Raw genomic sequence first — 26,557 nt, 5'->3', positions numbered from 1 at the left:
CCTATGCGGCGTTAAGCTCCGCGACAAAGTCGTATAAGTCCCCGCGAAAATACGAGCGGCAGAACTCCACCGCCCGGCCGTCCCGCAGAAACCCCAAACGTTCCACCGCCAGGCCGGCGTCACCCGGTTTGGCCTGGAGCAGCGCCGCCTGTTCCTCGTCGAGCAGCAGCGCGCTCAATCGCTGCAGCGCGCGCACGGGGCGGTTGTACGCGTGTTCCAGCGCTTCGTACATCGACACCTGCACCGACTCCAGCGACGGCAAACACGTCGCGACGATGGTGGCATACTCGATGCACATCGGGATCTCGTCGGCATAACGGATCCGGTGGAACCGGTACACCGCCGCGCCCGGGCCAAGACGCAGTCGCAGCGCCTCCTCCGGCGTCACCGTCCCCTCCGACCGCTTGAGCCACACGCTGCGCGGCGTCCGCCCGCGCGCGCGCATGTCTTCCGAAAACGATGTCAGCTTGGCGAAGTTCTTCTCGATGCGCGTGTTGATGAAATTGCCCGAACCGGGCCGCCGCACCAGCAAGCCTTCGTCGACCAGCCCGTCGATCGCCTTCCTGACCGTGATGCGCGAGATCGACAGATCGGCCGCCAGTTGCCGCTCGGCGGGCAACGCTTCGTCCGGCCCGAACACCCGCTGATCGATGGCCGTGCGCAGCGCCCGCTGAAGGCGTTGGTAGAGCGGCTGGCTGCTGCCTTGGCCCAGCGTGTGCATGATCTCTGCAAGCGGTGTCATCCGTTTCGTCTCCGTCGTCTCGGGCCGTCCGCCATGAATTGGTCTGTCCCCGGTCGTTGCCTTGCCCGATTCGATAATACCAAAAAGAACCACAGCGCTGGTATCACACTGGTTTCACTGTGGACCGCACCGCGCTATAGATGCTCCTCTGCAACGAAGCGCAAATTGGTATGTGTACTCCGCACAACATATGAAAAAAATATGGCAATTGGTAGTATTCTGGTATTGGTACTGCGGTATATTGGCGTTGAATTGGTTTTGTATAAGGTTGTAAAAAAGGGATCTGCACGACATCGCGGCGGCGATGGCCGGGGAATCGATCGACGTTAAAACAGCACGGGCCTTTTCCAAAATAAACGGGCCGCAATCAAGGGGGAGTAAATGAAAGAGAATCTGCCAGGTAAGACGAACATGCCACGCAGCGCGGTCGAGCAGTTGACGCCGATCGCCGCAGCCGTGGGGCTGATGGTGCTGGGCATGTCGTGGTCGGCACAAGCCCAGGCGCAGGCTCAAGCGCAGGCCCAGGCCGGCGCCGGCAAGAAGGACGGCGAGGAAATGCAAACCGTCCAGGTGCAGGGCATTCGTGCGGCCCTGCAACAGTCGCTGAACCAAAAGAAAAACGCCGAGTCGCACCTGGAGGTGATCACGGCCGAAGACATCGGCAAGATGCCCGATAAAAACGTCGCCGACTCGCTGCAGCGCGTCCCTGGCGTCAACGTCAGCAACGCCGGCGCCAGCGAAGGCGGCTTCGACGAGAACGACCGCGTGTCGATGCGCGGCACCAATCCCAACCTGACGCAGACGCTGTTCAACGGCCACAACGTCGCTTCCGGCGACTGGTTCATCCTGAACCAGACCACCCAGGTCGGCCGCAGCGTCAGCTACACGCTGGTGCCGTCGGAACTGGTCGGTTCGGTGGTGGTGCACAAGAGCTCGGAAGCGAGCCTGGTCGAGGGCGGCGTGGCCGGCTCGGTCGACATCATCAGCCGCAAGCCGCTGGAATTCAAAGAGAGCTTCACCGGCGAAGTGTCGTTGGGCGCGGTGTACGCCGACCTGCCGAAGAAGACCGATCCGCAATTTAGCGCCTTGATCAACTGGAAGAACGAGCAGAAGACCTTCGGCGCCTTGCTGCAAGTGTTCTCGGAAGAACGCCACCTGCGCCGCGACGGCCAGGAAGCGCTGTCCTACGACAAGATTCTTCCCAACAGCCCGATGGCGATTTCCAATCCGGACCTGGCCAACGCCTACTACCCGGGCTTCCTGGGCGCCTCGCTGTTCCAGCAGGAACGCAAGCGCCGGGGCGGTTTGATCGACCTGCAATTCAAGCCCAGCCGCGACCTGAACTTCGACCTGACCGGTTTCAGCTCGACCCTGAAGGCGTCGAACACCAACGACAACTACCTGCTCAACGGCGGCGCCATCATCAACCAGGGCAACGGCCAGGCGCCGCTGCCGGGCTATGTGGTCAAGACCCAGAACGGCGTCAAGACGCTGGTCAGCGCGAACTTCGCGCCGGTGGCCGGCACCAACTACAACGAGTACGACCAGATCTCGCGTCCCGGCGCGGAAGCGACCGCCAAGTTCGTCGCGCTGGACGGCAAATGGCGCGCCTCCGAGAACCTGACCTTCTACGGCAAGGCCGGCAGCTCCAAGGGCGAGGGCAAGACCCCGGTCCAGGACGTCATCGCGTGGAACGGCGCCACCGGCACCGGCGCCTCGTACAAGCTCAATGGCACCGGCACGGCGGCCGACTTCTCCTTCAATAACAATCCGGCCGCGACGCCGGGCACCGACGCCTCCAGTGGCTTTAGCTGGATGTTCGGCGACCAGAACGTCACCGTCACCGACAAGGAAAAATGGCTGCAACTGGACAGCGACTTCCAGCTCGAAGCCGGCCCGCTCAAGCTGCTGAAGTTCGGCGTGCGCGGCGCCGACCATGACCGCTATTCGGACAACGTGGTCGGCCAGGGTCCGACCTGCTCGACCCGCACCGACGCCGCCGGCGGCCCGGGCTTCTTCTGGGCGGCGCCGCTGCCAACCCAGTACAGCTGCATCAACGGCGCCAACTCGCCGTACAACCCGGCCAACTGGCCGGCGGCGGCGGGATCGTATCCGTCCAACTACGCCAGCGGCCTGGGTGGCAATTTCCCGCGCGGGATCTTCCGCTACACCGCCGAGCAGCTGGCGGCGTTCTCGAAGCTGTTCGCCAACCGCGCCACCGACGGCACGCGTGAGGACTTCGGCAACGAGTTCAACCTGAAGGAAAAGAACCGCGCGGCCTACGTGCAGGGTAACTTCGAGGGCGAGGGCTGGAGCGGCAACGTCGGCGTACGCTATGTGCAGACCAAGGAACGCGCGGTCAGCAATGTGGGCATGCCGGGCGATACGCCGGCGGGCCAGCCGGGCGTGGTCTACACGTCGGCGTTCGGCATCTTCAAGCCGACCACCGTCGAACACACCTACAACGATTATCTGCCGAGCGCCAACCTGCGCCTGGACTTGAACAAGGACCTGGTGGCCCGCTTCGCGCTGTCGCGCACCATGACGCGTCCGGACTTCTCGTCGCTGGTCGGCACCTTCACCTTGACGCCACCGGCGGCCAAGGGCGGCGTCGGTTCCGGCTCGGGCGGCAACCCGGATCTGAAACCGATCACGTCGAACAACTTCGACGCCTCGCTGGAATACTACTTCGCACCGCGCTCGCTGGTGTCGGCCAGTGTCTATTACATGGACCTGTCCAATTACATCGGCCAGGGCACCCGCGTGGGCACCTACCGGACCTACACCGAGGCCACCAAGATCACCGATCCGAACGGCTTCGATGCGCAGTATTTGATCTCTTCGCCGATCAACAGCAAGGGTAAGGTCAAGGGCATCGAGCTGTCGTACCAGCAGCCGCTGTTCGGCTACTTCGGTATCGACGGCAACGCCACCTTCACCAACGCCAGCGACAGCAGCGGCGCCAAGGTGCTCGGTTCGTCGAAGCGCACCTATAACGCCAGCGCGTTCTACGAGGACGAGCGTTTCAACGCCCGCCTGACGTACAGCTACCGTTCGGATTCGTATGTGGGCCTGGACCGCGGCACGGAGTTCAACCAAGTCGGCATGGGTTACCTGAATGCCTCGCTCGGCTACAAATTCAACGAGAAGATCGGCTTCTCGCTGGACATGCGTAACCTGAACGATCCGAAGCTGAAGTACTACGCCTTGAACGAAGACCAGCCACGTTCGGTCTACAAGAACGGCCGCCAGTTCTTCCTGACGATGCGCGTCAAGTACTAAGCAGGTTTGACCGCGTCCGCCGCCACGAAAGGGGCGGGCGCGCGTTGAATAACGATATACTTTGCCGATGCACCCAATTCCGCAACCGATACCCGAGTGGCGCGACGTCGACGCCCGCGTCTTCCATGAGCAGATCCTGCCGCTGCACCGGCCCGCCGTGATGCGCGGCGTGGTGCGCGACTGGCCCGTCGTCGCACAGGCGCTGGCCTCGCCGGAGGCGGTGGGCGGCTACCTCAAGTCCTTCGACAGCGGCGTCGATGTCAACGCCATCATGACGCCGCCGGCCGCGCAAGGGCTGGTGGCCTACAGCGACGATGTCAGCGCGTTCAGCTTCGTGCGCAACCGGCTGCCGATATCGAGCATCATCGACCAGTTGATGCGCTACCTGCCGGCCGGTGCGCGCGCTCCGGCGCTGGCGGCGCAAAGCGCGGTCATCGCCGAATGCCTGCCCGGCTTTGTGGCCGAGAACCGGCTGCCGTTGCTGGGGCCGGAGGTGCAACCGCGCATCTGGCTGGGCAACCACATCACGGTGCCGGCCCACTTCGACGAGGCGCAGAATATCGCCGCCTGCGTCAGCGGCCGGCGGCGTTTCACCTTGTTCCCGCCCGAGCAGGTCGGCAACCTGTACGTCGGCCCGCTCGATTACACGCCGGCCGGCGCGCCGATCAGCATGGCCTCGCGCGCGCGGCCGGACTTCGACAAGTACCCGCGCTTTCGCGACGCGCTGGCGGCCGCGCAGGTGGCCGAGCTGGAACCGGGCGACGCGATCTATATCCCCGCGATCTGGTGGCACCAGGTCGAATCGATCGGCCAGCTGAACATCCTGGTCAACTACTGGTGGGGCGGTTCGCACACGGCCAACGATCGCGGCATGTCGCCGTCGAACGCGTTGATGCACTGCCTGCTGAACATGAAGGATCTGGAGCCGCAAGTGCTGCAGGCCTGGCGGGCGGTGTTCGAGCATTTTGTTTTCAATTCCGACCCCCGGCGGTTGGAACATATTCCCGAACAGCGGCGCGGCGCGCTGGGCGCGATGTCGCCCGAAGAGCTGCGCCGCTTCAAGGACGTCTTGATCGCGCAGCTACAAAAATAAACCTACTGGAGACACCATGAAACCACGCGCCGGCGCAGTGTTCGCGGCATCCGCAGCGATCTCTCTCGCCGCATTGTCGCCATCGTCCGCCATGGCCGATGAAGTCATCGGCTATTACCCCGGCTGGAAGTCGGCCGAGTATCCCGTCACCGCCGTCAACGTCGGCGCCGACAAGCTGACGATGGCGCTGTACGCGTTCATCGACGTGTGCTGGGACGGCAAGCATGGCAACCCCGAGCCGTCCATCAACGACGAGGCGCCTTGCCAGGACGCGGCCGGCGAACCGGCATCGGCCAACGGCGCGCTGGTGTTCGGCAACGCCGTCTCGGATGGGGCCAACCTGCGCGCCCTGGTGGCGCTGAAGAAGCAGCACCCCAAGTTCAAGGTGGTGGTGTCGGTCGGCGGCTGGAACTGGTCGAACCGGCTTTCCGACGTCGCCGATTCGGCCGCGGCGCGCGCCAATTTCGTCGCCTCGTCGGTGAAGCTGATGCGCCGCTTCGGTTTGGACGGCATCGATATCGACTGGGAATATCCGACCGAGGTCGGTGTGCCTTGCGTGGCGGGCAGGGTGTGCGCGCGGCCGCAGGACAAGCCGAACTACATCAAGCTGGTGCGCGCGCTGCGCGCCGCCTTCGATGCGGCCGGCAAGAAGGACGGCAAGCATTACAGCGTCACCATCGCGTCGGGCGCCAACGCCAACTTCGTCAACGACGGCGCGGCGGGCAGCGGATGGATCAAGGAGCTGGCGCAAAGCCTCGACTGGATCAACATCATGACGTATGACTATCACGCGCCGTGGGAGAAAACCACGGGGCACCTGGCGGCGCTGGGCGGCGATCCGAAAGATCCGGTCGCGTCCAAGGGCTTGTATGCGCAGGCGTCGGTGCAGCGTTATCTCGACGCCGGAATCGGCGCGGACAAGCTGGTGATGGGCGTGCCGTTTTACGGGTATGGCTGGAAGGGTTGCGCGCCGGGACCGGCGGGCGACGGCCAGTATCAGCTGTGCGAGGGCGGGGCGACCGGCGGCGCCGGTGGCGGTAACGCGTATGGATTCAGCCATCTGCTCAAGCAGGGGATCTTGACGCCCGCGTTCGAAGGCGGCAACGGCTACCAGCGCTATTGGAACGCCTCGGCCAAGGCGCCGTACCTGTATAACGCCAAGGAGAAGATCTGGATCACGTACGAGGACCAGGAGTCGCTGAAGGGCAAGGCGCGCTTCATCAAGTCGAAGCGGCTGCGCGGCGCGATGTTCTGGGAGCTGAGCGCCGATGGCGAGCATCAGCTGATCGAGACGCTATGGTCGGCGATGCGGTAAGCAGTCAAAAAAAATGCCGGCTTCAAGCCGGCATTTTTTGGTGACGTCGTGATTACTTCGCTGCGGCCGGTGCGGCTGCCGCGGGTTTGTTCTGATACAGGATCCAGTAGCGCGCCAGGTCGCCACGGCCGTCGTTGCCGGTGATGGTTTCCAGCAGCTTGACCGATTCGTCCTTTTTGCCGGCCATCGCCAGCGCGTAGCCCAGACGCAGTTTCGCATCTTCAGGATTTTTCGACACGCCTTTGGCGATACCCTGTTTCATCAGGTCGATACCCTTGTCGAACTGGCCCAGGGTGATGAAGTTGTAACCCAGGTTGACCAGGCCGACGCCGTCCTTCGACTTCTGCGCGGCGGCGACGCCCGAATCGATGTTCTTCGCATCGTCGGCCGCGCCCTTGTTGGCGCTGTCGCGGATCTTCTGGATCGCGGCTTTGTCTTTGCCGGCCGGGATGGCGCCAGGGTAAGCCTTGTCCATCGCGATTTTACCTTCGGTGAAGAAGCCGCCCAGCACGGCCAGTTCGGCCTGTTCCAGGTAGTCTTCAGGTTCCATCTTCGACGGCGCGGCGACGCCTTTCAGGCGCGCCATGTCCAGGTCCAGGCGCGGCGCGTAGGTCTTCTTGCCGCGCGTGCGGTTCAGCAGGTCGAACCAGTAGTCTTCCGAAGGGTAGTAGCGCACCAGCTCTTCGATCGCCGTCAGATACAGCTCGGTGTCCTTCAGCTTGATGCCGACGTTACCCAGCAAATTGAGTTCGTCCTTGGTCGGCGCCGTGCCGGCTTTTTTGGCCGCTTCGATATCCTTCAGCACTTCGGTCTTGGCGGTGGCGAAGTCGTTCTTCAGGAAGTACGAACGCACGATGTACTGGCGCTGCTTGGCGGTGTCGCCGGACTCGGTGCCGTAGCGGTTGAACCAGGTGATGGCCTTGTCGTAGTCCTTGACGGAGCTGTAGTAGATGCCGGCGACGGCGTCGATGAAGCGCAGCTTGTCTTCCTGCTTCAGACGGCCCGAATCGATCATCGATTCCAGCGCCTTCAGGGTCAGCTCGTTGTTGCCGGAGGCCTGGCCCAGTTGCACGCGCATCTGGTTCAGCACAAAGGTTTCGTATGGGGTCAGGTTCGGCGCGGCGGCGGCGGTGTCGATGCGGGTCTGGTATTCCTGGTAGTTCTTGGCGTCGAGCAGCGGCTTGGTTTGCGCCGGGTCGATCAACTTGAAGATCTCCGGACGGACGGTGTCTTTCGGCGCTTCGGCGGCGGCTTTCGCTTTTTCCTTGTCCTGCGCGTGGGCGGCGGTCACGCCCAGCACGGCCGGTACCGCGTTCAGGCCGATGGCGGCCAGGATCAGACTAATACGAGCGAGACGAATATGGGACATGTTCAATCCTTCAATCAAAGACATAAGATGGCCGGCGCCGAGGCGCCATGCCGTCGCTATTGGAGTTAGTGTTCAGGGCCGCGCGGCGCGCGATCCGGCAAGCCGCACATTCTACGATCCCTTTCCGGGAAGTAAAAGAGCCTGCCGGTCAAACCAGCGTATTGTTACATAAATCATGGTTGATGCGCTTAATTCAAGGGTGCGTCAACCGTGCGCCGGCTGCGCCGCCACCGGCTCCGGCTCCTGCCGCGCGCGTGCGGCCATTGGAATGATCTGCGACAGCACGGCCACCGGAATCGCGCACAGCATCACCCAGATGAAGAAGTGCTGGTAGCCGAGCGCGATCTGGATGTCGCCGCTGAATAGCTTGAACAGGACGAAACCGAGCTGCATGATGCCGGTCGCGAAGGCGTAGTGCGCGGTCTGGTATTTGCCCGGCGCGACCACCTGCATCATGTACAGAATCAGGCCGACGAAGCCGAAGCCGTAGCCGAACATTTCGATGCTGAGCGCCGCGCCGATCACCGCCAGGTCGGTCGGCTGGAAGTAAGACAGCAGGTAAAAGGCGACGTTGGGCAGGTTGACCGCGAGGATCAGCCACAGGATGGCGCGCTTGAGGCTTAGCCAGGAGGTGAAGTAGCCGCCGGCGATGCTGCCGACCAGGAAGGCGACCGTGCCCACCGTGCCGTAGACGGCGCCCACTTCGGCCGTGGTGAGGCCAAGGCCGCCGAGGTGGCGCGCCTCGCGCAGGAACAGGGGACCGATCGACTGCACCTGCGCCTCGCCGGCGCGGAACAGGATGATGAACAGGATCGAGACCCAGATGCCGGGCTTTTTGAAGAACTCGACGATCACTTCCCACAGCGTGCGGGCGATGGCGGCGGCGTTGGTGCCGGTGCTGACCGCGTTCTTCGACTGCGGCAGCGCCCAGCTGTTGTACAGCCCGAGGCCGACCATGACCGCGCCCAGGATGAGGAAGCAGATGGTCCACGCGGGCACCACGCCGATGCTTTGCTCGAAGTGCCCGGCCAGCACCAGCAGCCCGCCGGTGGTGAGGAATTTGCCGGCGTTGAAGAAGGTGCCGGTCCAGCCGGCGTATTGCGCCTGGCCTTTTTCATCGAGGCTGGTGATGTAAAGGCCGTCGCAGGCGATATCGTGCGTGGCCGCCGAAATGGCCACCAGCGCAAGCATCGCCATGCACGCGGCGAACCAGAATGGCGCGTGCAGCGCCAGCGCGACGCCGCCAAGGCATGCGCCGCCGAAGATCTGGAAGGTGACCACGACCAGCTTTTTGCTGCTGGCCAGTTCCAGGAAGGGACTCCATAACGGCTTGAAGACCCAAGCGAAGCCGATCAACGCGGTCCAGCGATTGATTTCGCTATTGGGCATGCCCATGCTCTTCAACATCTGGTTGGCGACGATGGCCACCGCGAAGAACGGCAGGCCTTGCGCCAGATAGAGGCTGGGCACCCAGAACTTCGGATTGCGGATGGTTGGCTTGCGGGTGTCTTGTTCGTTGTTGTCCACGTCGTCCCCGGATTATTTTTACTCGAAGCCCGGCACCGGTGCGCGGCCGGTGGCTGGCAGTTCGTCGGCGAGCCACAGGTTGACCGCGTCCAGCGCCGGTTTGGCGAAGCCGTAGGTCATCAGCGCCGGCGCCTGGATGTCGAGCGCCTGGTACGGATTCCACAGCGCCAGGTGCAGGTCGGGACGCCAGGTGGCGCGCGCGTGCTCGCCGTAGCGCAGGCGCGAGGTCGACGCCAGCACCGTGTAGCGGCCGTCGTCGGGCAGGGCGCCCCAGTCGAAGGCCTCGGCGTCGGCGAAGGTCACCAGTTCGACGTCGTACAGGCGGCGCAGCGACGCGGCCACCGTTTCGGCCGGCACGCCGGCTTCCGAGACGCCGTCGCTGACGACGTCCTGGCGCACCACCAGGCGCACCCGCGCGTCCTTGGACGGAGGCCGCGGCTGGCCGTAGGCCGTCAGCGCGCGGCACCAGCCTTCGGCCATCACGTCGCGGTCGGCCGCGTCTTCCTTGTACGAGCGCGGTTTGCATGGATAGGCCAGCGCCAGCGCCGCCAGGCGGTCGAGGCGCACGCGCACCTCTTCCATCGTCAGCTCGCCGGCGGCCAGCGCCGCCGCGATGGAGTCGAGCGTTTCGTCCTGGGTCTGCGTGGTGCCGAGCGCCATCACCATGTCGGCGCCGGCGGTCAGCGCGCGCACCGCCGCGTTGCCCACGCCGTAGCGGCCGGCGATGGCGTGCATGTCCATGCCGTCGGTGATGACGATGCCCTTGTAGCGCCATTCGTCGCGCAGCAGGCCGGTGAGGATGCGGCGCGACATCGTGGCCGGATTGTCCGGGTCCAGGGTCGGATAGACGATGTGCGCGGTCATCATCGCCGGCGCGGCGGCCGACGCGATGCGGAACGGCGCCAGTTCCAGTCGGTCCAGCTCCTCCACCGGCTTGTCCACGGTCGGCAGGTCGCGGTGCGAATCGACGCTGGTGTCGCCATGGCCGGGGAAGTGCTTGACGCAGCAGGCCACGCCTTCCGCGTGGCTGCCGGCCATCCACGACATCGCCAGCTCGGCGGCGCGTTGCGGCTCGGCGCCGAAGGAGCGCTCGGCGATGACGGGATTGTGCGGATTGTTGTTCAGATCCAGCACCGGCGCGAAGTTCCAGTTGAAGCCGAGCGCCTTGACCGCGCGCGCCACGGCGGCGCCGGTGCGGTAGGCCAGGTCGGTGTCGTCGGCCGCGCCCAGGCCCATGGCCGCCGGCGGCGCCGGCACCCAGGTCGAGCGCACCACGGCGCCGCCTTCCTGGTCGATGGCGATCAGCGATTCCGGTCCCATCACCGCGCGCAGGTCGGCGGTCAGCTTGCCCAGTTGTTCGGAGTCGGTCATGTTGCCCCGGAACAGGCAGACGGCGCGGATGCTGTTGGCCTTCAGGAAGCCGGCGGTGGCCGCGTCCAGCACCGTGCCGGGAAAGCGGATCATGATCAGTTGGCCCGCGATCTTGCGCAACTCGTCGTGGGTCTTGTTTGTTGGGTCGGTCATTGGGGTGCTCCGGCGTGCTTAATTTGTCTTGGTGACTTTGCTCAGATGGCGCGGCGCGTCCGGGTCCATGCCGCGCGCGGCCGACAGCTTCGCCGCCATCACGTAGAAGGTCTGGATCGCCACGATCGGATCGAGGTCCGGCGTCGCCGCCACCGGCAACGTCAGGTCGCGCTCGGCCACGTCGGCCGGCGCGGCCAGCAGCACGCGCGCGCCACGGCCGCGCATTTCGCCCGCCAGCTGCAGCAGGCCGGCCTGGGTGGGACCGCGCGTGGCGAAGATCACCAGCGGGTAGCCGTCCTCGATCAGCGCCATCGGACCGTGCTTGATCTCCGCGCCGCTGAACGCCTCCGCCTGCAGCGCCGAGGTTTCCTTGAACTTCAACGAGGCTTCCAGCGCGACCGGGAAGCTGATGCCGCGGCCGACCACCATGATGTTGCGGGCCGGGGCCAGCACTTCCAGCGCCGCCGACCAGTCCTCGGTGGTGGCGGCGCGCAGCGACTCGGGCAGCGCCTCCAGGCCGGCTTTCAGCTCGGGATCGTCCTGCCACGCGGCGACCAGGCGGGCGCCGGCCACCAGGCTGGTGATGAAGCTCTTGGTCGCGGCCACGCTTTGCTCCTTGCCGGCCCGCAGCGGCATCGCCCATTCGGCGGCGTGCGCCAGCGGCGAGTCGATGTCGTTGACCAGCGCGATGGTGGTGGCGCCGCCGTCGCGGAAGTATTTGATCGGCTCGACCACGTCCGGGCTCTGGCCCGATTGCGAGATCGAGATCGCCAGCGTGTCGCGGGTGATCAGCGGCGATTTGTTCAAGGTCACCAGCGACATCGGCAGCGACGCCACCACCCGGCCCAGGCGCGCCATGATCAGGTAGGCGGCGTAGGCGCAGGCATGGTCCGACGAACCGCGCGCGATGGTCAGCGCGGTCGAGAAGGAGGTGCTCCTCAATTTGCGGCCCAGCTCCGCGTAACGGTCGCCATCATGGGCCAGTTGCAGGGCCACGCAATCAGCGGCGGACAGGGCTTCTTTGAGCATCATTGAGGTCACAACAGTTCTCCTTCGATATAAACGGCTTTGAGGTTCAGGTCACGGTCGAGCACCACCAGGTCGGCGTAGGCGCCGGGGGCCACGCGGCCCCGCTCTTGCAGGCCGAGATAGTCGGCCGCATACGTCGAGACCCGTGCCGAGGCATCCGCCAGATCGAGGCCGAGTCCGACCAGGTTGCGCAGCGCCTGGTCCATGGTGAGGGTGCTGCCGGCCAAGGTGCCGTCGGGCAGGCGCACGCCGCCCATGCACTTGTGGACGACCTGGCGGCCCAGCATATATTCGCCGTCCGGCATGCCGGTGGCGGAAGTGGAATCGGTGACGCAGTACAGGCGCGGAATGCAGCGCAGCGCGGTCTTGATGGCGCCCGGGTGCACGTGCAGCAGGTCCGGTATCAGTTCGGCGTACTGCGCGTGCGCCAGCGCGGCGCCGACCATGCCGGGCTCGCGGTGGTGCAGGCCGGTCATGGCGTTGAACAGGTGGGTGAAGCCGTGGGCGCCGTTTTCCAGCGCCGCCTTGCCGTCCTCGTAGGTGCCCAGCGTGTGGCCGATCTGCACCCGCATGCCGGCGTCCGACAGTTCCTTGACCAGTTCCAGGTGGCCGTCGATTTCCGGCGCCACGGTGATCAGTTTCAACGGCGCCAGCGTTTCGAGGCGTTCGACGTCGGCCAGCTTGGCCGAGCGCGCGTAGTTGGGCTGCGCACCGAGCTTGCCGGAGTTGATATACGGGCCTTCGAGGTGGGCGCCGAGCACCCGCGCTTCGCCTTTGCCACGCCGGGCGGCGGCCTTGCCGATGCCGGCCAGCGCGAGGTCGATATCCTCCGGCGGCGCCGTCATCGTGGTCGCCAGCATGCTGGTGGTGCCGTGCCGCGCGTGGATGGCGGCGATGGTGCGCACCGCGTCGCCGCCTTCCATCACGTCCTTGCCGCCGCCGCCGTGCACGTGCAGGTCGATGAAGCCGGGGATGATGTAGTCGTCGGCGTTGAGCGCCGGATCGATGCCGCCGCCGGTGATGGCGAGCACGCGTTCGTCGAATGTGACTTCGCCACGGATCCAGCCCGCCGACGTGAGGATATTACCTTTGATTGCACTGCTCATCTGCGCGACTCCGCTACGAATTCATAATAATCACTACGGCAATACGAGTGGGTCAGTTCCACCGCTGCGCCGTTGTCCAGATAACTGACGCGGGTGATGTGCAGCATCGCGGCACCCGCAGGTATGTTGGCCAGGCGCGCCTGTTCCACGCTGGCGTTGACGGCGCGGATATGCTGCAGCGCGCGCATCGGGACCGTGCCCTTCGATTCCAGATAGCCGTACAGCGAATCGGTCACGCTGTGCGGGTTGGGCATGTACTGCGCCGGGATGGTGGTCGTTTCGATCGCCATCACCACGTCGTCGGCGGTGCGCAGGCGCTTGAGGCGCGCCACCGGCATGTTGGGCGACAGGCCGAGCGACAGCACCTCCACCGGCGAGGCCACGCCGATGTCGCGCTGCAGCCAGCGCGAGCCGGCGTTGAAGCCACGCTCGCGCAGTTCCTCGGAAAAGCTGGTCAGGCGCGACAACGGCTGTTCCAGCTTCGGCGTGATGTAGGTGCCCGAGCCGCGCTTGCGGGTCAGCATGCCGCGCTCGCACAGCATGTCGATCGCCTTGCGCGCGGTAACGCGCGAGATGTTCAGCATCTCCGACAGCACGCGCTCGGACGGCAGCGCCTCGTTGGCGCGCCACTCGCCGTTGACGATGCCGTCCGAAAGCTTGTTCGCCAGCTGCATGTACAGCGGCGTGTCGCTGCCGGCATCCGGTTCGAAGTCTTTCAGCTGTGCGCTCGACAGGGCTGGCACGGGCTACTCCTTCAATCGTTGTTGGATCAGCCGCAGCGCGCCGGCCGCCGAATCGCCTTGCGCGGGCACGATGCGCGCCAGCGTGGCCGCCGGCAGATAGGGGCGCAAAGGCTCGCCCAGGCCGCCGCACAGCGCGATCGGCAGCGCGCCGCTGCGATCGAGGGCGTCGGCCATGCGTTCGACTTCGCGTCCCGCGTCGAGCAGGATGGCGCGCGCCGTCGGATTCGATGCGCCATGGCGCAGCACCGCGCGCGCCAGCTGCGCGTATTGGGTTTGCGTGGCGTTGGCCAGCCATTGTTGCACCGACAGGCGGGTGTGCGCGAGGTCCGCGCCCTGGGCCGCGCCGCAGGCTTCGGCGACGTCGGCGGCGAAGGCGTCGTCCGGCCTGCGGCCGTCGAGCACCTGCTGCAGGTGGTTGGCGGCGCGCAGTCCCATCCAGGCGCCGCTGGCTTCGTCGCCGGCCGGGAAGCCCCAGCCGCTCACTTCGACATGCGGGCCGTGCGCGGGCTTGACCTCGCCGACGCTGCCGGTGCCCAGCGCGATGATGGCGCCCGGCCGGCCGCCGTGGGCGCCAAGCACGGTGGTGTGGCCGTCCGACTCCAGCGCCAGGTGCGCATAGCCCGGATTGGCGGCGACGAACGCGGCGGCCCAGGCGCGGTTATGGACGCCGGCCATGCCGAGGCCGATAGCGATGGACGATCTGGCGGGCAATTGCAGGCCGGCGGCGGCGAAGGCTTGCGCCGCGGCGGCCTCGACCGCCGTCCAGGCGCCGGCGATGCCGTGCGACAGGGCCGAGGGGCCGCTGGTGCCGTTTGCCAGTTCGACGCCGTCGGCGCGCGCCAGGCGAACCCTGGTGCCGCTGCCGCCGCCGTCGACGCCGATTAAAAATTCGATCATGGGTATCCGAAAACGCTGTTTCTGTTAAATCCGGCCGGGCCGGGGTGGTTGAGGGCACTATATGGTTGCCCAACCAGCTTGTCAACAGGTATTTAACTGGTATTATAAAATATTGAAGTGGACTTGCGTTGTCGAGTTGGTATTTATCGGTAACCATTTGTTTTTAATGGGATTTGATGAAGCGAAGCGCGTCCGCGCCGGCGCCGGCGATGCATGCCACTTTGGTCTGGTTTTGGTAGGGAGTGCGGCGGAAGGAGTACAATTCCGCTTTGCTAGATATTTAAAGGTAAGACAAATGACTGACTATTGGGACGACTGGCAGCGCGAAGCGTTGGCCGCGGGCGTGAAGGCGCCGTTGGCCAAGCTGGGGATGGAAGTGCTGAAGACGCACCGGAAAAACCGCTGGCCTTCGCACTTCTTGGGCCGCATGGAAGACGGGCCGATGATGATTGAAATGTGTCTGGAAGAACCGGACGAGACGGAGTTGCTGTTCGTCGAGAACCTGCATCCGTATGACGACAAGCTGATTGCCGCCACCAAAAAGCGCCTCTGCTTCGATTAATCCCTTGGCTTAATTGCTGGCTTTGTCGCGGGCGCCGGTGCGCTCGTAGGTCACCAGGCGCGATTGCTCCGCCGCCTTGCCGGTCACATTGACCACCGCGTTGCCGGGCCCGCGCACGATGACGTCGGCCTGGCCGGTCCACAACTGCTTCGCGTTGAGGTTGCCCGAGCCGCTCAGCTGCGCGGTCAGGGTGGCGGTCTTGCCGTCGAGCTTGACCTCGCCGGGGCCGTGCATGTTCAGGCGCACGCTCTTGCAATCGGCCGTCGCCGTCAGGTCGCCCGAGCCGCCCACTTCCGCTTCCAGCGTGTCGCTGACACGATTCAAATGAATATTGCCCGGGCCGCGGCTGCGCGCCACCGCGCGGCCGACTTGCAAGGTCTTGGCGTCCAGGTCGCCGGAGCCGCTCACTTCCGCGCTCAGCATTGCCGTCGCCCCCGACAAGGTCATGCCGCCCGGTCCGCTCAGCACGGCGCGCACCGTTTGCGCCTGCAGGCCGCGCACCGTCAGGTCGCCCGAGCCGTGCACTTCGGCGTCGAGTTTCTTGAGGTTGCCGGCGATGCAGGCGTCGCCCGGGCCGTGCAGCATGGCGCTGGCCGCTTCAGTGCTCAGCCCGCAGGCGTCGAGGTCGCCCGGCCCGGCCACCTCGGCGCGGAATTCGCGGGCGTTGCCGCGCAAGGTGACCGAACCGGGCCCGTGCATGGCGGTGTTGATCTTGCCGGCGTTGATGTCACCGATGTCGAGGTCGCCCGGCCCGTTGACCGAAATGTTCAAGTCCTGCGTGACGCCGGCGGCCGTGATGTCGCCGGGGCCGTTCGAGACCACGTTCAGGCTGGCGGCCTTCAGGCCGCGCAGGTCGATGTCGCCGCTGCCGGACGAGGTGACCGCCAGCTCCGTCACGGTGCCGCTGGCGGTGACGTCGCCGGAGCCGTCGGACGTCAAACCGAGCGCCGGCCCCTTGAATTGTTGCAGTTCGACGTCGCCGCTGCCGCTCGCGCGCAGGCTTTTCAGGGTGGCGGCGTTGATGCGTACCGTCACCTGCGACTTGTGGTCGTTGTTCCAGTTAAAGTTGAAGACCCAGCCGGTGCTCTTTTTACGCGGCTGGCGCACGGTGAGCGTGTCGCCGCTGACCGAGGTTTCGATGTCGGCGATTTTCTTGCGCGGACCGGTCAGTTCGATGCCGTTGCCGGGCTGGCTGGTGACGATCACGCGGAACGGCCCGCTCAGGTTGATGCCGGTGAACGGCGCCACGGTGCGGCTCTCGGTGCCGATGGCGTTGTCGGACTTGCCGTCGGATTTGTTGTCGGCCTTGGTGTCGGCCTGGGCGTAGCCGCCGGCGATGGCGGCCGCCAGCAGGGTGGCGGCCAGCGCCCGGTGTTTGATCGTCTGCTTCATTGTTATCTCGATGGTGGAAGTGGCGAGGAATGAACGATATGACAAAAGCAAGCCAGCGGCGCGCGGAATGGGATGGATGTGCGGAATAGTGGGATCAACCGCAAAAAAGCGGCGCTGAACTGCGATTCAACTTGTCGTGGCGCGCGCCGATAATGTCATAATCGGAGTATTGATGCTCGAGCGGGGAAAAGGAAGCGGGGGCGGACATGATTAAATACATGGGGACAAAGAACACCGACGATGGTTCGGTGCTATATGTTTTCTTAATCAACGGCTTACAGAAGGAAATCCGGGAGACGGCCCTGAAGCAGTACCCGGGATGCTACGAGGCGTTGCCGGCGACCGCCAAGGCGCGCATCAGCGCCAACCGCTCCTGGTTATCGAAACTTTAATGATGACGTTCTCTTTATTACGGCGCCGTGCCGGTGGGTATGGGTGCGCGTGCGCGCTGGCGGCGTCGGCCATGTTGCTGTCCGGCGCCGCCCTGGCGCAAGCGGTGCCCACCACCTTCGGCACCGTGATCGGCAACGGCCTGCTGTGCCGCGACCAGACCGCCAATTTCTACTACTACGATTATCTGCTCAAGGCCTTCGGCCCGGCCTACAAGCACGACGGCGGCGCCTTCTGGTTCAAGACCGAGGGCGCCAACCTGTGGGGCACGCCGGTGTCCGAGGTGATGGTCAGCGACGACACCAGCACCTATATCTTCGTCGGCGCCGTGGCCGAGGCCACGCCCGAGGAGCTGGAAAAGGCGATCATCGCCCAGGTCGGTGTGCATTATGCGAGAATCGACACGTCGGCCTTTCCGGTGCGCGAGGCCAAGCCGGCCAGCCGCATCGTTTATTTCGATACCAAATCCAAGATTTACTGCGCAAAGTACAAGCCCTTGCCGCCGGTGCAGCCGCCCCCCGTGCGCCAGCGGCTAAAATAGGGTACGCGCACTCCCAAGGTCTTCATGTACACCCACTTTTTCAATCTGAAGCAATCGCCGTTTTCCATCGCGCCCGATCCGCGCTACCTGTTCATGAGCGAACGCCACCGCGAGGCGCTGGCCCATCTGCTCTACGGCATCGGCAGCGGCGGCGGTTTCGTGCTGCTGACGGGGGAAATCGGCGCCGGCAAGACCACCGTGTGTCGTTGCTTCATGGAGCAGATCCCCGAGAACTGCAAGCTGGGCTATATCTTCAACCCGAAACTGTCGGTGGAGGAATTGCTGCTGTCGATCTGCGACGAGTTCGGCATCGAGCTGCCGCCGCAGGGCGCCGGCGCCGTCAGCGTCAAGGGCTATGTCGACGCCATCAACGCCTATCTGCTGGCCAGCCACGCGCAGGCCAAGAACAACGTGCTGATCATCGACGAGGCGCAGAACCTGTCGGCCGAAGTGCTGGAGCAGTTGCGCCTGCTGACCAATCTGGAAACGAGCGAGCGCAAGCTGCTGCAAATCATCCTGATCGGCCAGCCGGAGCTGCGCACGATGCTGGCGCGGCCGGAGCTGGAACAGTTGGCGCAGCGCGTCATCGCCCGCTATCACCTGGGCTCGCTGACCGAGGCCGAAACCGGCGCCTATATCGAGCATCGCCTGGCGGTGGCCGGCGCGTCGGCGATCGCGCCGTTTCCGCGTCGCTTGATGGGGCTGGTGCACAGCCTGGCGAAAGGCGTGCCGCGCCGTATCAATTTGCTGTGCGACCGCGCGCTGCTGGGCGCGTACGTGGAGAATCAGCCGCAGGTAACGCGCGTCATCTTGCGCCGCGCGGCGTCGGAGGTGTTTGCCGGGCAGGAAGTGGTGCCGGGCGCGTTGCTGGCGTCGTCGTCCGGCCGGCGCTGGCCGCTGGTGGCCGCCGGCGCGCTCGGCGGCGTGATCGTCAGCGCCGCGCTGTGGCAGCTGGCGGCGCACGACGCCAAGCCCGGCATGCAGAGCGCGCAGGCAGCCTCGACGACGACGACGACGACGGCCGGTGCCGGCGGCGGCGCCGCGCCTGCCGTCAAATCGACGCCGGCGTCCGGCGCGCAGGGGCCGGCGCTGGCCCCGGCGCGGTCTTTGCCGGCCGCGGCCAACGCGGCGCCGGCCGTGGGGGATGGCGCCCCGGGCAAGGCGGCGGCGTTGCGCCAGCTTGCCGCTTTGTGGGGGCTGGCGCTGGCCGACGGCGATCCTTGCCCGACGGCGGCGCGCCTGAATCTGCGTTGCCTGCAAACCAAAGGCGGCATCGACGATCTGCGCCTGCTGGACCGTCCGGCGGTGCTGACATTGCGCGACGATCCGGTCGCGCCCAACTATGTACTGCTGACCGCGCTGGATAAACGCAACGCCACCATCACGGCGCCCGGCGGCGCGCCGCAGACGATCAGCCTGGACGCGCTGGGCGCGCGCTTCGGCGGCGAGTTCACCACGTTCTGGCGGGCGCCGCGCAGCTGGCGCGACGAGGTCACCGTCGGCGACCACGGTCCCGATGTGGACTGGCTGGCCATGCGCTTGGCGCAGCTGTACGAACTGAAAAAGCCGCAGGAAAATCAACCGTTGGACGCGGCATTGCGCAGCCGCCTGACCGAGTTCCAGACCGAGCAGCATCTCAAGGCGGACGGCGTGGCCGGTCCGAAAACTTTCATCCGACTGTATCAGTTGGGCGGCGTCCAGGAGCCGCGTTTGCTGGCCCGTGCCGGCAAGGCCGACGCCGTGGCAGGGAAATAATATGTCCTATATTTTGGAAGCGCTGAAAAAGGCGCAGGCGGAGCGTCAACTCGGCAACTCGCCGACCCTGCACGCGCCGACGCTGCAATCGGTGGACCGGTCCGCGGCGGGCGGCCGGCTTAAAAAGCCGTTGCTGCTGTTGGTCGTGGCCATGGGCGTCGTCATCGCCGCGTTGCTGGTGATGGTGTTGAAGCCGGCGGCGGCGCCCGCCGGCGCTGCGGCGGTCCGGGACGTCGCCGGCGCGCCAGCGCCAGCCGCGCAACCGGCTCCCGCGCCGGTCGCCGCCACGCAGGCCCAGGCCCAGGTTGGCGCCGACATCCCAGCGCCGTTGCCGGCGCCGGTCGCCGCGCTGCCGCCGCCGGTGGCCACGCTCAACCCGGTGCCGCGCAAGCACGCCGACCCGCAGGCGGCGCAGGCCGCACCCGCTTCGCTCGCACCTGCCTCCGCCGCCAATTCGACCCCCACGGCGGCCGCCGGCGCCCCGGCCAAACAGGCTGTCGCGTTCGAGGAGCCGGTGCAGAATCTGCGCGACTTGCCCGAGCCCATCCAGCGGTCGATTCCGCAGGTTGCCGTCGGCGGCTACATTTATTCCAAGAATCCGTCCGACCGTCTGCTGTTGATCGACAAGGTCCTGCGGCGGGAAGGCGACGAGGTCGCCCCCGGCCTCAAACTCGAAAAACTCAATCCCAAGGAAGCCGTGTTCAATTTCAAAGGCTATCGTTACCGCGTTCCGTATTGAGTGTCATCAACTTGTCACTCGCTAGTGATATTTTCTTATCATTGAAAACAATGCTTGGGGAAATATCATGAAACATCTGAGAATATTGCCTTTCCTGATAGCCGCCGCCTTCGCCATGCCACGCGCGCAGGCGGCCGAAGCCGATACCCGGCAAGAGCCGATCGGCTACGGCGCCGGCCTGTTGTGCCTTGGCCTGGTCCTGCTGGCCAATGGCCGCGCGCGCAACGACGCCTTCACCCAACCAAACGGCGAATAGAGCCTGGCCGTAAGCCCCGCTACGTCCTTAAATGTTGCTGCGTATAATGACGGTAACAGTTCGGGGTAGAGGGGTTGATCAATGCAGCAAGAGAGTTCCGCGCAGATGCGCAATGTCCTGGGCGTCATCGGGACGTCCGGCAGCGGTAAGACCACGTTGCTGGAATTTTTGATCGCGCGGCTGGCGGCGCGGGGGCTGAAGGTCAACGTCATCAAGCACAGCCACCACGACCTGGAACTGGAACCGCCGCAAAAGGACAGCGCCCGCCTGCGCGTGGCCGGCGCCGCCGAAGTCATGGTGGCGTCGCCGTTCCGCGTGGCGATCATCCGCGAACTGCGCGGCGCGCCCGAACCGTCGTTGCAGGAACAGCTGGACCGGCTGTCGCCGGCCGACCTGACCCTGCTCGAAGGGTTCAAGACGTATCCTATCGACAAGCTGGAAGTCTACCGTGCCGGGCAGGGCCGTGCGCCGCTGTACCCGCTCGATCCGCACGTCCTCGCGGTCGCCTCCGACTTGCCCCGGCCCGCCGATTTGTTGCCGGGTACCGTGTGGCTGGACCTGAACGCGCCGGCCGAGGTGCTGGCCTGGCTGCTGGACCACGTCGAAAAAAAACGTTTAAATAAATCGTCGCAAGGCTAAAGTTCCGGTCGAATCATCCGTAAAAGAAGTGATACCCCTTAATGGAGGCTGATATGGACGTTTCAAGTATTGCTCAAGCCGCAACCTCGATCGCGGAAACCGGCAACAAGCAGGCGGTCGGGCTTGCTGTGCTGAAAAAAGCACAGGATATCCAGGCATCCAGCGCGCAGGCCTTGATCGAAGCCATTCCTCCCGCCCCATCGGCCCAGAGATTGCCTTCGAACCTGGGTAACACCATCAATACGACCGCCTGAACGGCGGTATCGCGGCGCCTGCCGGCGCCGCAAGCACCACCGTGCGCCGTCGGTTGCGCGGTGTCTATGCGCGATCGTTCGATCCGCACCCCTCCTCGATGTGAATCCGGTCAACAGAAACATGCGTATCTACGTTATTGCTGGTACGCTGCGCCTGTAAAAACGCTTGCCCTACAGGCGACACTGGGTTGCAATATGATTTTCACCATCCATTCGAGGAGACTTACCATGAACAAACGTCAAGCCCTGATCGCAGCCGCCCTGGCCACCGTCTGCGTCACCGCCGCCGCCGTCGATCAAGACACGCCGAAAGAGAAGTGCTTCGGCATCGCCAAGGCCGGTCAGAACGATTGCGCCGCCGCCAACGGCACGCACTCGTGCGCCGGCCAGGCCAAGGTCGACAACGCGCCGACCGAATGGAAATATGTCTTAAAAGGCACTTGCGAAAAAGCCGGCGGCAAAACCACGCCGCCAGCCAAGTAAGCGCAACCAGGCGCGCAAGTCCTCAACATCGCAACAATCAGCGGAGCCATGTCGTCCCCACGCATGCCGGAGCCCAAGCCGGGTGTCGGCGTTGGATTGCGGGCGCCGCACTACCGTCGGTTTCTCGAGCAGCGGCCGCGCGCCGCCTGGCTCGAGGTCCACACTGAAAATTACCTCGATCAAGCCGGCTGGGATCATCACGTGCTGCAGCGACTGCGCCGCGATTATCCGATCAGCCTGCATGGCGTCGGCCTGGGCCTGGGCTCGGCGCGCGGCTTTTCGGAGCATCATCTGGACAGCGTGCGCAGCCTGGTGGAGCGGGTCGAACCGGTGCTGGTGTCCGAACACTTGTGCTGGGGCGCCGTCGGCGGCCGCCACCTCAACGATCTGTTGCCGCTGACGCTGGACCATGCGGCGCTCGACCTGCTGAGCGCGCGCGTCGGCCGCGTGCAGGACACGCTCAAGCGCCAGCTGCTGCTGGAAAACGTCTCCACCTATGTACGCTTTCATCGCGATGCGATGAGCGAGGCGGAGTTCATGGCGGCGCTGGCGGCCCGCACTGGCTGCGGACTGCTGCTCGATATCAACAACCTGTACGTCAATCAATGTAACCACGGCGAGGACGCGCTGGCCGCGATCGCCGCGATCGCGCCCGGCACGGTCGGCGAGATGCACCTGGCCGGTCATCTGGTGACGCCCCAGGCGGTCATCGATCACCATGGCGCGGCGGTGGCCGATCCCGTCTGGCGCCTGTACGGGGCGGCGCTGGAGCGCTTTGGCGCCGTGCCGACGCTGATCGAGTGGGATACCGACATTCCGACCGTCGAAGTGCTGCTGGAAGAGGCCGCCAAGGCGGAGGTGCTGCACCGCCGCTATGCCGCGCCCGCCGCTGCGCCGGCGCCCGTGGCGAATCGGGTAGCGGGGGCGGCGGACGCTGCCGGCCTCGCCGCCGGCCAGCAGCGCTTCGCCGGCGCGTTGCTCGACCCGGCCCAGGCGCCGCAGGTGTTGTCGCAATTTAAGGGCGGCGACAACGAGCACCGGTTCGGGCTCTATCGCGGCAATCTGAGCGCGACCTGGGACAAGACCTTGTCGGCCGCGTATCCGGTGGTCCGGATGCTGGTGGGGGAAGAGTTTTTCAGCGCGCTGAGCAAAGCCTACGGCCTGGACCATCCATCCACCAGCGGCGATCTGAACCGCTTCGGCGCCGACTTCGACGCCTTCCTGCGCCACTTTCCGCATGTGGCCGAATGTCCCTACCTGCCCGACATGGCGACGCTGGAGTGGGCGCTGCACCGCGCGCACTACGCGCCGGCGGCCCAGGGCGTCACCGCGCAGCGGCTGGCCGCCTTGTCGCCCGAGCAAATGGAGGCGGCCCGGATGACCCTGCATCCGGCTTGCCGGCTGGTGTCGTCGCAATGGGCCGTGGTTCCGCTGTGGCAGGCGCATCAGCCCGACAGCGGGATCGGTTTCCCCGAACAGATGGCGGTGCCCAGCCATGGCGTGGTCGCGCGTCCGGCGTGGAAGGCACAGGTGGTTCCGCTCAGCGGCGCCGGTCACGCCGCGCTGCGGGCACTGGGGGAGGGGAGGGATTTCGGCGCCGCGCTCGACGCCGCGTTCGATATCGACGACGCCTTCGACGTGGCCGGCGCCTTACAACTGTGGCTGGCGCACGCGCTGGTGGTCAACATGGACGGGATGGCTGAAACGGGGTGATCGCCATCAGGCGCCGGGTTTGAACGCGCGCAGCAGCTTGGCTTCGCCCGTCAGATCCCGGTGCAGCTTGTTGGCGGCGGCGGTCAGCTCGATCATCCTGCCGATCTGGACGTCCTCGAAGCGCGCCAGTTCCTCGGTCGCGGTCAGCAGCGCCTGCGCCAGCTTGGCGCGCGCGCCCTGGTACAGCGAACCGTGGTACTGGTTGGTGTTCTTGAGCAGCTCCTCGGCGTTTTCAATCACCTGGCGCAGATCGTCGAGCAGTTTTTCCTGAGTTGGGCTATGTGGTTCAGGACCGTCCATGACGTCCCCCTGGTCGTAAAATAAACTGGTTGAAAAAGCCGGGCGGCAAGCAATTCCAATATAACTACGATATCGCCAGTCGGTTTGCGCATAATCAAACACGCTCACCCCCGTCTGCAGCGTTTTCTCGGCTGCGCTTATAGATTACTACCTTATTGCTCAAAAGCAAGAAGAAATTACACGCCGTTAATGCTGATGGCGACGTCGCCGACGGTAACCTGCTGGCCGGCGCGGATTTTCGCAGTCTTGCGCAATTCCTTCTTGCCGTCGACTTTGACGGCGCCGCTGGCCACCATCATCTTGCCGGCGCCGCCGCTGTCGCACAATCCGACCAGCTTCAAGAGCTGGTTCAGTTCCACAAATTCACCGTTCAATTCGAAGCTTACTTTTTGCATGTTGTCCTCTGTTGCCTAGATGTAAGGTCGGCACCGACGTCACTTCAGATAGTGTAGCGGCATTCCGACAGCCGCGCAGTTTACCCCAACGAATCGGGTTGTCACTCGGAAAAAAAATTGCTATGCTGAAGTCACTGCCAAATATTTAAGCAGTGCGATGTGCGTTACCAAGGTCTTACGAGCAGCATCATGAATAAGCTTTCCCTGACCATGCTGGTAATCGTCTCTCCGCTCTCGACAGCGGCTGGCGCGGCCACATCCGATCCTTTGTTCCCCCAGCAGACCGCGCCGGCGTACGAAAAGCGCGCCAACTCCGCCTTGTTGTTCGACGCCGCCGACCGCCAATCCGCGCTGGTCGACCAGCTGCAGACCGACGGCGCGCGCCGCTATGCCACGTTTTCCGGCGCGCCGCGCCTGCACTTCGGCGCCTTGCCGGAGAATTTGTCCCTGCTCGACCCGCTCGGTCCGTTGCTGAATGAGCGCAGCCGGCGCTATCTGAGCAGCGCCGAGTTCGAAAAGAAAACCGGCCGCGCGGTCGGCATTCTGACCATTGGCCTGTTGCGCGAGACCGGCTCCACCCTGGGCGGCGGCCAGCCCGGCACGTCATGGGGCGTGAACAGCCGTCCCACCACCAAATTCACGTCGTTGTCGTTGGGATATGCGCTCACGCCGCGCAGCTCGGTCATGGCGATGGCGTCGTACGGCAAGACCGACGGCTTCGGCGCGCCGGACAGTTTGATGGCGCAGGTGTCGTCGGTGCGGACGATGGCGTACAGCGTGGGCGTGTCGACGCGTCAGATTTTCTCGTCCCAGGACCGGCTGGCGGTGACCGTGTCGGTGCCGGCCAAGGTGCGTACCGGGTCGCTGCAAAACGGCGAACCGGATACGCGCGTCAATTATGCCAACGCCCAGGAGTTCGGCGCGCCGACCTTGAATCTGCGGCCCACCGCCACCGAGCGCGACCTGGAGTTCGGCTACACCACCATGGTCGGCAAGGCCGGCAAGATGGGCAAGCTGACCGGTGCGGTGATGCTGCGCGTCAATCCAGGCCACGATGCGAACGCCCGGCCGGATGTGTTGACCGGGGTGCGCTACGCCTACGGTTTTTGATCAGGCCGCGTTAGGGCGCGTCATGTCCAGCGGCACGATCCACTCGTCGAACTGCTCGGCCGTCACGTAGCCCAGCGCCAGCGACGCCTCCTTCAACGTCGTGCCTTCATGCTGCGCCTTCTTGGCGATCGACGCCGCCTTGTCGTAGCCGATGTGCGGCGCCAGCGCCGTCACCAGCATCAGCGAGCGTTCCATCAGTTCGGCGATGCGGCCGCGATTCGGTTCTATCCCGTGGACGCAATGTTCCTCGAAGCTGCGCATGCCGTCGGCCAGCAGGCGCGCGCTTTGCAGGAAGTTGTGCGCGATCAGCGGCTTGTAGACGTTCAGTTCGAAATTGCCCGAGGCGCCGCCCATCGTGATGGCGACATCGTTGCCGAACACCTGGCAGCACAGCATGGTGACCGCTTCGCACTGGGTCGGGTTGACCTTGCCCGGCATGATCGAGCTGCCCGGCTCGTTCTCGGGGATGGTGATCTCGCCCAGGCCCGAGCGCGGCCCCGAGGCCATCCAGCGCACGTCGTTGGCGATCTTCATCAGCGCGGCGGCCAGGGTTTTGAGCGCGCCGTGCGCCGACAGCAGCGCGTCGTGGCCGGCCAGCGCGGCGAATTTGTTGTCGGCGGTGCGGAACGGCAGCGACAACGTATGTTCGAGCTCGGCGGCGATGCGCACCGCGTATTCCGGATGGGCGTTGAGACCGGTGCCGACCGCCGTGCCGCCGGCGGCCAGCTGCAACACGCCGGGCAGGGCGGCGTTGATCGCGTGCTCGGCGAAATCCAGGTGGGCGACATAGCCGGAGAACTCCTGGCCCAGCGTCAGCGGCGTGGCGTCCTGCAGGTGGGTGCGGCCGATCTTGACGATGTCGGCGAAGGCTTCGGCCTTGGCGTGCAGGCTGGCGCGCAGCTGGCGCAGCGACGGCAGCAAGGTGTTGGCCAGCGCCTGCGCGGCGGCAACGTGGATCGCGGTCGGGAAGATGTCGTTCGACGACTGGCCCTTGTTGACGTCGTCGTTGGGGTGCAGCTTGCGGCTCTCGCCGCGCACGCCGCCCATCAGCTCGGAGCCACGATTGGCCAGCACTTCGTTCATGTTCATGTTGGACTGGGTGCCGGAGCCGGTCTGCCACACCGCCAGCGGAAACTCGCCGCTGTGCTTGTCGGCCAGCACCTCGTCGGCGGCCTGGGTGATGGCGATCGCCTTGGCGCCGTCCAGCAGGCCGAGGTCCAGGTTGACGCGGGCGGCGGCGCGCTTGACGCTGGCCAGCGCGTGGATCAATTCCGGCGGCATGCGCTCGCTGGAGATGTGGAAATGTTCCAGTGAGCGCTGGGTCTGCGCGCCCCACAGCTTGTCGTCGGGGACGTCGATCGGGCCAAAACTGTCACGTTCGCTTCTGTTGCTCATAATTCA

General features: G+C 65.2%; 26 protein-coding genes. 14 read left to right on the top strand and 12 right to left on the bottom strand.

The genetic code is table 11. From position 1 onward, the window contains the following. Position 1 precedes the first annotated feature (1 nt). Positions 2–742, bottom strand: coding sequence for a GntR family transcriptional regulator (locus BMX85_RS08345; protein ID WP_090315708.1), 741 nt, complete (start codon positions 740–742; stop codon positions 2–4). 381 nt (positions 743–1,123) lie between these two features. On the opposite strand from BMX85_RS08345, the gene BMX85_RS08340 reads away from it, so the two are divergent. The 3 genes from BMX85_RS08340 (at position 1,124) to BMX85_RS08330 (ending at position 6,432) form a co-directional block, all read left to right on the top strand. Then, complete coding sequence (locus tag BMX85_RS08340) at positions 1,124–4,024, top strand: TonB-dependent receptor (protein ID WP_229210351.1); 2,901 nt, start codon at positions 1,124–1,126, stop codon at positions 4,022–4,024. A 67-nt stretch (positions 4,025–4,091) separates the two neighbouring features. After that, complete coding sequence (locus BMX85_RS08335) at positions 4,092–5,117, top strand: cupin-like domain-containing protein (protein ID WP_090315705.1); 1,026 nt, start codon at positions 4,092–4,094, stop codon at positions 5,115–5,117. 16 nt (positions 5,118–5,133) lie between these two features. Further along, positions 5,134–6,432 (top strand): glycoside hydrolase family 18 protein, encoded by a 1,299-nt coding sequence (locus BMX85_RS08330; protein ID WP_090315703.1) that lies wholly within the window; start codon positions 5,134–5,136, stop codon positions 6,430–6,432. 52 nt (positions 6,433–6,484) lie between these two features. Here the strand turns inward: BMX85_RS08330 and BMX85_RS08325 are convergent, their stop codons facing one another. The 7 genes from BMX85_RS08325 to BMX85_RS08295 form a co-directional block, all read right to left on the bottom strand. Further along, positions 6,485–7,801 carry a tetratricopeptide repeat protein gene (locus BMX85_RS08325; protein WP_090317593.1) on the bottom strand — a complete coding sequence of 439 codons (1,317 nt, stop codon included), beginning with the start codon at positions 7,799–7,801 and terminating at the stop codon, positions 6,485–6,487. 204 nt (positions 7,802–8,005) lie between these two features. Then, on the bottom strand, positions 8,006–9,328 hold the full coding sequence (locus BMX85_RS08320) for an MFS transporter (RefSeq protein WP_090315700.1): 1,323 nt from the start codon (positions 9,326–9,328) through the stop codon (positions 8,006–8,008). An 18-nt stretch (positions 9,329–9,346) separates the two neighbouring features. Continuing rightward, a complete protein-coding gene (gene nagZ, locus BMX85_RS08315) occupies positions 9,347–10,852 on the bottom strand; it encodes a beta-N-acetylhexosaminidase (protein WP_090315697.1) in 1,506 nt (501 codons plus the stop codon). A gap of 18 nt (positions 10,853–10,870) precedes the next feature. After that, a complete protein-coding gene (locus tag BMX85_RS08310) occupies positions 10,871–11,884 on the bottom strand; it encodes an SIS domain-containing protein (protein ID WP_090315694.1) in 1,014 nt (337 codons plus the stop codon). Positions 11,885–11,889: 5 nt separating this feature from the next. Then, positions 11,890–12,987 (bottom strand): N-acetylglucosamine-6-phosphate deacetylase, encoded by a 1,098-nt coding sequence (nagA, locus tag BMX85_RS08305; protein WP_090315692.1) that lies wholly within the window; start codon positions 12,985–12,987, stop codon positions 11,890–11,892. Continuing rightward, the gene (locus tag BMX85_RS08300; protein WP_090317589.1) at positions 12,984–13,661 is read right to left on the bottom strand and encodes a GntR family transcriptional regulator; all 678 of its coding nucleotides are present in this window, start codon (positions 13,659–13,661) and stop codon (positions 12,984–12,986) included. The genes nagA and BMX85_RS08300 overlap by 4 nt, the downstream gene beginning before the upstream one ends. A gap of 72 nt (positions 13,662–13,733) precedes the next feature. Beyond that, complete coding sequence (locus BMX85_RS08295) at positions 13,734–14,627, bottom strand: glucosamine kinase nucleotide-binding domain-containing protein (protein ID WP_090315690.1); 894 nt, start codon at positions 14,625–14,627, stop codon at positions 13,734–13,736. Between the two features lie 61 nt (positions 14,628–14,688). Here BMX85_RS08295 and BMX85_RS30925 point away from each other — a divergent pair, with 61 nt between their 5' ends. Then, positions 14,689–15,189, top strand: coding sequence for a hypothetical protein (locus tag BMX85_RS30925; protein ID WP_229210350.1), 501 nt, complete (start codon positions 14,689–14,691; stop codon positions 15,187–15,189). A 9-nt stretch (positions 15,190–15,198) separates the two neighbouring features. Here the strand turns inward: BMX85_RS30925 and BMX85_RS08285 are convergent, their stop codons facing one another. Next, positions 15,199–16,581, bottom strand: a complete 1,383-nt coding sequence (locus BMX85_RS08285) for a GIN domain-containing protein (protein ID WP_090315685.1) — start codon at positions 16,579–16,581, stop codon at positions 15,199–15,201. A gap of 206 nt (positions 16,582–16,787) precedes the next feature. Between BMX85_RS08285 and BMX85_RS08280 the strand changes: the two genes are divergently transcribed. The 9 genes from BMX85_RS08280 to BMX85_RS08240 all read left to right on the top strand — a co-directional run bounded on the left by BMX85_RS08280 (position 16,788) and on the right by BMX85_RS08240 (position 23,351). Then, positions 16,788–16,973 (top strand): hypothetical protein, encoded by a 186-nt coding sequence (locus tag BMX85_RS08280; RefSeq protein ID WP_090315684.1) that lies wholly within the window; start codon positions 16,788–16,790, stop codon positions 16,971–16,973. A gap of 71 nt (positions 16,974–17,044) precedes the next feature. Then, complete coding sequence (locus BMX85_RS08275) at positions 17,045–17,512, top strand: hypothetical protein (protein WP_229210349.1); 468 nt, start codon at positions 17,045–17,047, stop codon at positions 17,510–17,512. 24 nt (positions 17,513–17,536) lie between these two features. Next, a complete protein-coding gene (locus BMX85_RS08270; RefSeq protein WP_090315679.1) occupies positions 17,537–19,267 on the top strand; it encodes an ExeA family protein in 1,731 nt (576 codons plus the stop codon). 1 nt (position 19,268) lies between these two features. Next, positions 19,269–20,006 (top strand): general secretion pathway protein GspB, encoded by a 738-nt coding sequence (locus BMX85_RS08265; RefSeq protein ID WP_090315677.1) that lies wholly within the window; start codon positions 19,269–19,271, stop codon positions 20,004–20,006. Positions 20,007–20,073: 67 nt separating this feature from the next. After that, positions 20,074–20,262 carry a hypothetical protein gene (locus BMX85_RS08260; protein WP_090315674.1) on the top strand — a complete coding sequence of 63 codons (189 nt, stop codon included), beginning with the start codon at positions 20,074–20,076 and terminating at the stop codon, positions 20,260–20,262. A gap of 81 nt (positions 20,263–20,343) precedes the next feature. Continuing rightward, entirely contained in the window at positions 20,344–20,901 is a 558-nt protein-coding gene (gene mobB / locus BMX85_RS08255) for a molybdopterin-guanine dinucleotide biosynthesis protein B (protein ID WP_090315672.1), read from the top strand. Between the two features lie 53 nt (positions 20,902–20,954). Beyond that, the gene (locus tag BMX85_RS08250) at positions 20,955–21,155 is read left to right on the top strand and encodes a YjfB family protein (protein ID WP_090317586.1); all 201 of its coding nucleotides are present in this window, start codon (positions 20,955–20,957) and stop codon (positions 21,153–21,155) included. Positions 21,156–21,383: 228 nt separating this feature from the next. Beyond that, positions 21,384–21,638 (top strand): BufA1 family periplasmic bufferin-type metallophore, encoded by a 255-nt coding sequence (locus BMX85_RS08245; protein WP_090315670.1) that lies wholly within the window; start codon positions 21,384–21,386, stop codon positions 21,636–21,638. A 48-nt stretch (positions 21,639–21,686) separates the two neighbouring features. Continuing rightward, complete coding sequence (locus BMX85_RS08240; RefSeq protein WP_090315668.1) at positions 21,687–23,351, top strand: MNIO family bufferin maturase; 1,665 nt, start codon at positions 21,687–21,689, stop codon at positions 23,349–23,351. Positions 23,352–23,357: 6 nt separating this feature from the next. Here BMX85_RS08240 and BMX85_RS08235 read toward each other — a convergent pair whose 3' ends face one another. Both BMX85_RS08235 and BMX85_RS08230 read right to left on the bottom strand, forming a co-directional pair. Next, positions 23,358–23,651 (bottom strand): DUF883 domain-containing protein, encoded by a 294-nt coding sequence (locus BMX85_RS08235; protein WP_090315667.1) that lies wholly within the window; start codon positions 23,649–23,651, stop codon positions 23,358–23,360. 176 nt (positions 23,652–23,827) lie between these two features. Beyond that, on the bottom strand, positions 23,828–24,046 hold the full coding sequence (locus tag BMX85_RS08230) for an RNA-binding S4 domain-containing protein (RefSeq protein ID WP_090315665.1): 219 nt from the start codon (positions 24,044–24,046) through the stop codon (positions 23,828–23,830). A 189-nt stretch (positions 24,047–24,235) separates the two neighbouring features. Between BMX85_RS08230 and BMX85_RS08225 the strand changes: the two genes are divergently transcribed. Further along, complete coding sequence (locus BMX85_RS08225; RefSeq protein ID WP_090315663.1) at positions 24,236–25,156, top strand: hypothetical protein; 921 nt, start codon at positions 24,236–24,238, stop codon at positions 25,154–25,156. Here the strand turns inward: BMX85_RS08225 and fumC are convergent, their stop codons facing one another. After that, positions 25,157–26,551 carry a class II fumarate hydratase gene (fumC, locus tag BMX85_RS08220; RefSeq protein WP_090315660.1) on the bottom strand — a complete coding sequence of 465 codons (1,395 nt, stop codon included), beginning with the start codon at positions 26,549–26,551 and terminating at the stop codon, positions 25,157–25,159. Positions 26,552–26,557 lie beyond the last annotated feature (6 nt).

Origin of the sequence: Duganella sp. CF517 (genome assembly GCF_900110275.1) — a bacterium.
Taxonomy (GTDB): Bacteria; Pseudomonadota; Gammaproteobacteria; order Burkholderiales; family Burkholderiaceae_D; genus Rugamonas.
This window is presented reverse-complemented; position numbering and strand designations above follow the sequence as displayed.

What these genes read in the sequence shown, in the direction of transcription:
- BMX85_RS08240 (WP_090315668.1), top strand. Translation starts at nt 21,687, where the DNA reads ATGTCGTCCCCACGCATGCCGGAGCCCAAGCCGGGTGTCGGCGTTGGA.
- BMX85_RS08285 (WP_090315685.1), bottom strand. Translation starts at nt 16,581, where the DNA reads ATGAAGCAGACGATCAAACACCGGGCGCTGGCCGCCACCCTGCTGGCG.
- BMX85_RS08265 (WP_090315677.1), top strand. Translation starts at nt 19,269, where the DNA reads ATGTCCTATATTTTGGAAGCGCTGAAAAAGGCGCAGGCGGAGCGTCAA.
- BMX85_RS08245 (WP_090315670.1), top strand. Translation starts at nt 21,384, where the DNA reads ATGAACAAACGTCAAGCCCTGATCGCAGCCGCCCTGGCCACCGTCTGC.
- fumC (WP_090315660.1), bottom strand. Translation starts at nt 26,551, where the DNA reads ATGAGCAACAGAAGCGAACGTGACAGTTTTGGCCCGATCGACGTCCCC.
- BMX85_RS08330 (WP_090315703.1), top strand. Translation starts at nt 5,134, where the DNA reads ATGAAACCACGCGCCGGCGCAGTGTTCGCGGCATCCGCAGCGATCTCT.
- BMX85_RS08295 (WP_090315690.1), bottom strand. Translation starts at nt 14,627, where the DNA reads ATGATCGAATTTTTAATCGGCGTCGACGGCGGCGGCAGCGGCACCAGG.
- BMX85_RS08280 (WP_090315684.1), top strand. Translation starts at nt 16,788, where the DNA reads ATGATTAAATACATGGGGACAAAGAACACCGACGATGGTTCGGTGCTA.
- BMX85_RS08335 (WP_090315705.1), top strand. Translation starts at nt 4,092, where the DNA reads ATGCACCCAATTCCGCAACCGATACCCGAGTGGCGCGACGTCGACGCC.
- BMX85_RS30925 (WP_229210350.1), top strand. Translation starts at nt 14,689, where the DNA reads ATGGTTGCCCAACCAGCTTGTCAACAGGTATTTAACTGGTATTATAAA.
- BMX85_RS08310 (WP_090315694.1), bottom strand. Translation starts at nt 11,884, where the DNA reads ATGATGCTCAAAGAAGCCCTGTCCGCCGCTGATTGCGTGGCCCTGCAA.
- BMX85_RS08300 (WP_090317589.1), bottom strand. Translation starts at nt 13,661, where the DNA reads ATGCAGCTGGCGAACAAGCTTTCGGACGGCATCGTCAACGGCGAGTGG.
- BMX85_RS08260 (WP_090315674.1), top strand. Translation starts at nt 20,074, where the DNA reads ATGAAACATCTGAGAATATTGCCTTTCCTGATAGCCGCCGCCTTCGCC.
- mobB (WP_090315672.1), top strand. Translation starts at nt 20,344, where the DNA reads ATGCAGCAAGAGAGTTCCGCGCAGATGCGCAATGTCCTGGGCGTCATC.
- nagZ (WP_090315697.1), bottom strand. Translation starts at nt 10,852, where the DNA reads ATGACCGACCCAACAAACAAGACCCACGACGAGTTGCGCAAGATCGCG.
- BMX85_RS08340 (WP_229210351.1), top strand. Translation starts at nt 1,124, where the DNA reads ATGAAAGAGAATCTGCCAGGTAAGACGAACATGCCACGCAGCGCGGTC.
- BMX85_RS08225 (WP_090315663.1), top strand. Translation starts at nt 24,236, where the DNA reads ATGAATAAGCTTTCCCTGACCATGCTGGTAATCGTCTCTCCGCTCTCG.
- BMX85_RS08325 (WP_090317593.1), bottom strand. Translation starts at nt 7,801, where the DNA reads ATGTCCCATATTCGTCTCGCTCGTATTAGTCTGATCCTGGCCGCCATC.
- BMX85_RS08270 (WP_090315679.1), top strand. Translation starts at nt 17,537, where the DNA reads ATGTACACCCACTTTTTCAATCTGAAGCAATCGCCGTTTTCCATCGCG.
- BMX85_RS08235 (WP_090315667.1), bottom strand. Translation starts at nt 23,651, where the DNA reads ATGGACGGTCCTGAACCACATAGCCCAACTCAGGAAAAACTGCTCGAC.
- BMX85_RS08250 (WP_090317586.1), top strand. Translation starts at nt 20,955, where the DNA reads ATGGACGTTTCAAGTATTGCTCAAGCCGCAACCTCGATCGCGGAAACC.
- nagA (WP_090315692.1), bottom strand. Translation starts at nt 12,987, where the DNA reads ATGAGCAGTGCAATCAAAGGTAATATCCTCACGTCGGCGGGCTGGATC.
- BMX85_RS08230 (WP_090315665.1), bottom strand. Translation starts at nt 24,046, where the DNA reads ATGCAAAAAGTAAGCTTCGAATTGAACGGTGAATTTGTGGAACTGAAC.
- BMX85_RS08345 (WP_090315708.1), bottom strand. Translation starts at nt 742, where the DNA reads ATGACACCGCTTGCAGAGATCATGCACACGCTGGGCCAAGGCAGCAGC.
- BMX85_RS08275 (WP_229210349.1), top strand. Translation starts at nt 17,045, where the DNA reads ATGTTGCTGTCCGGCGCCGCCCTGGCGCAAGCGGTGCCCACCACCTTC.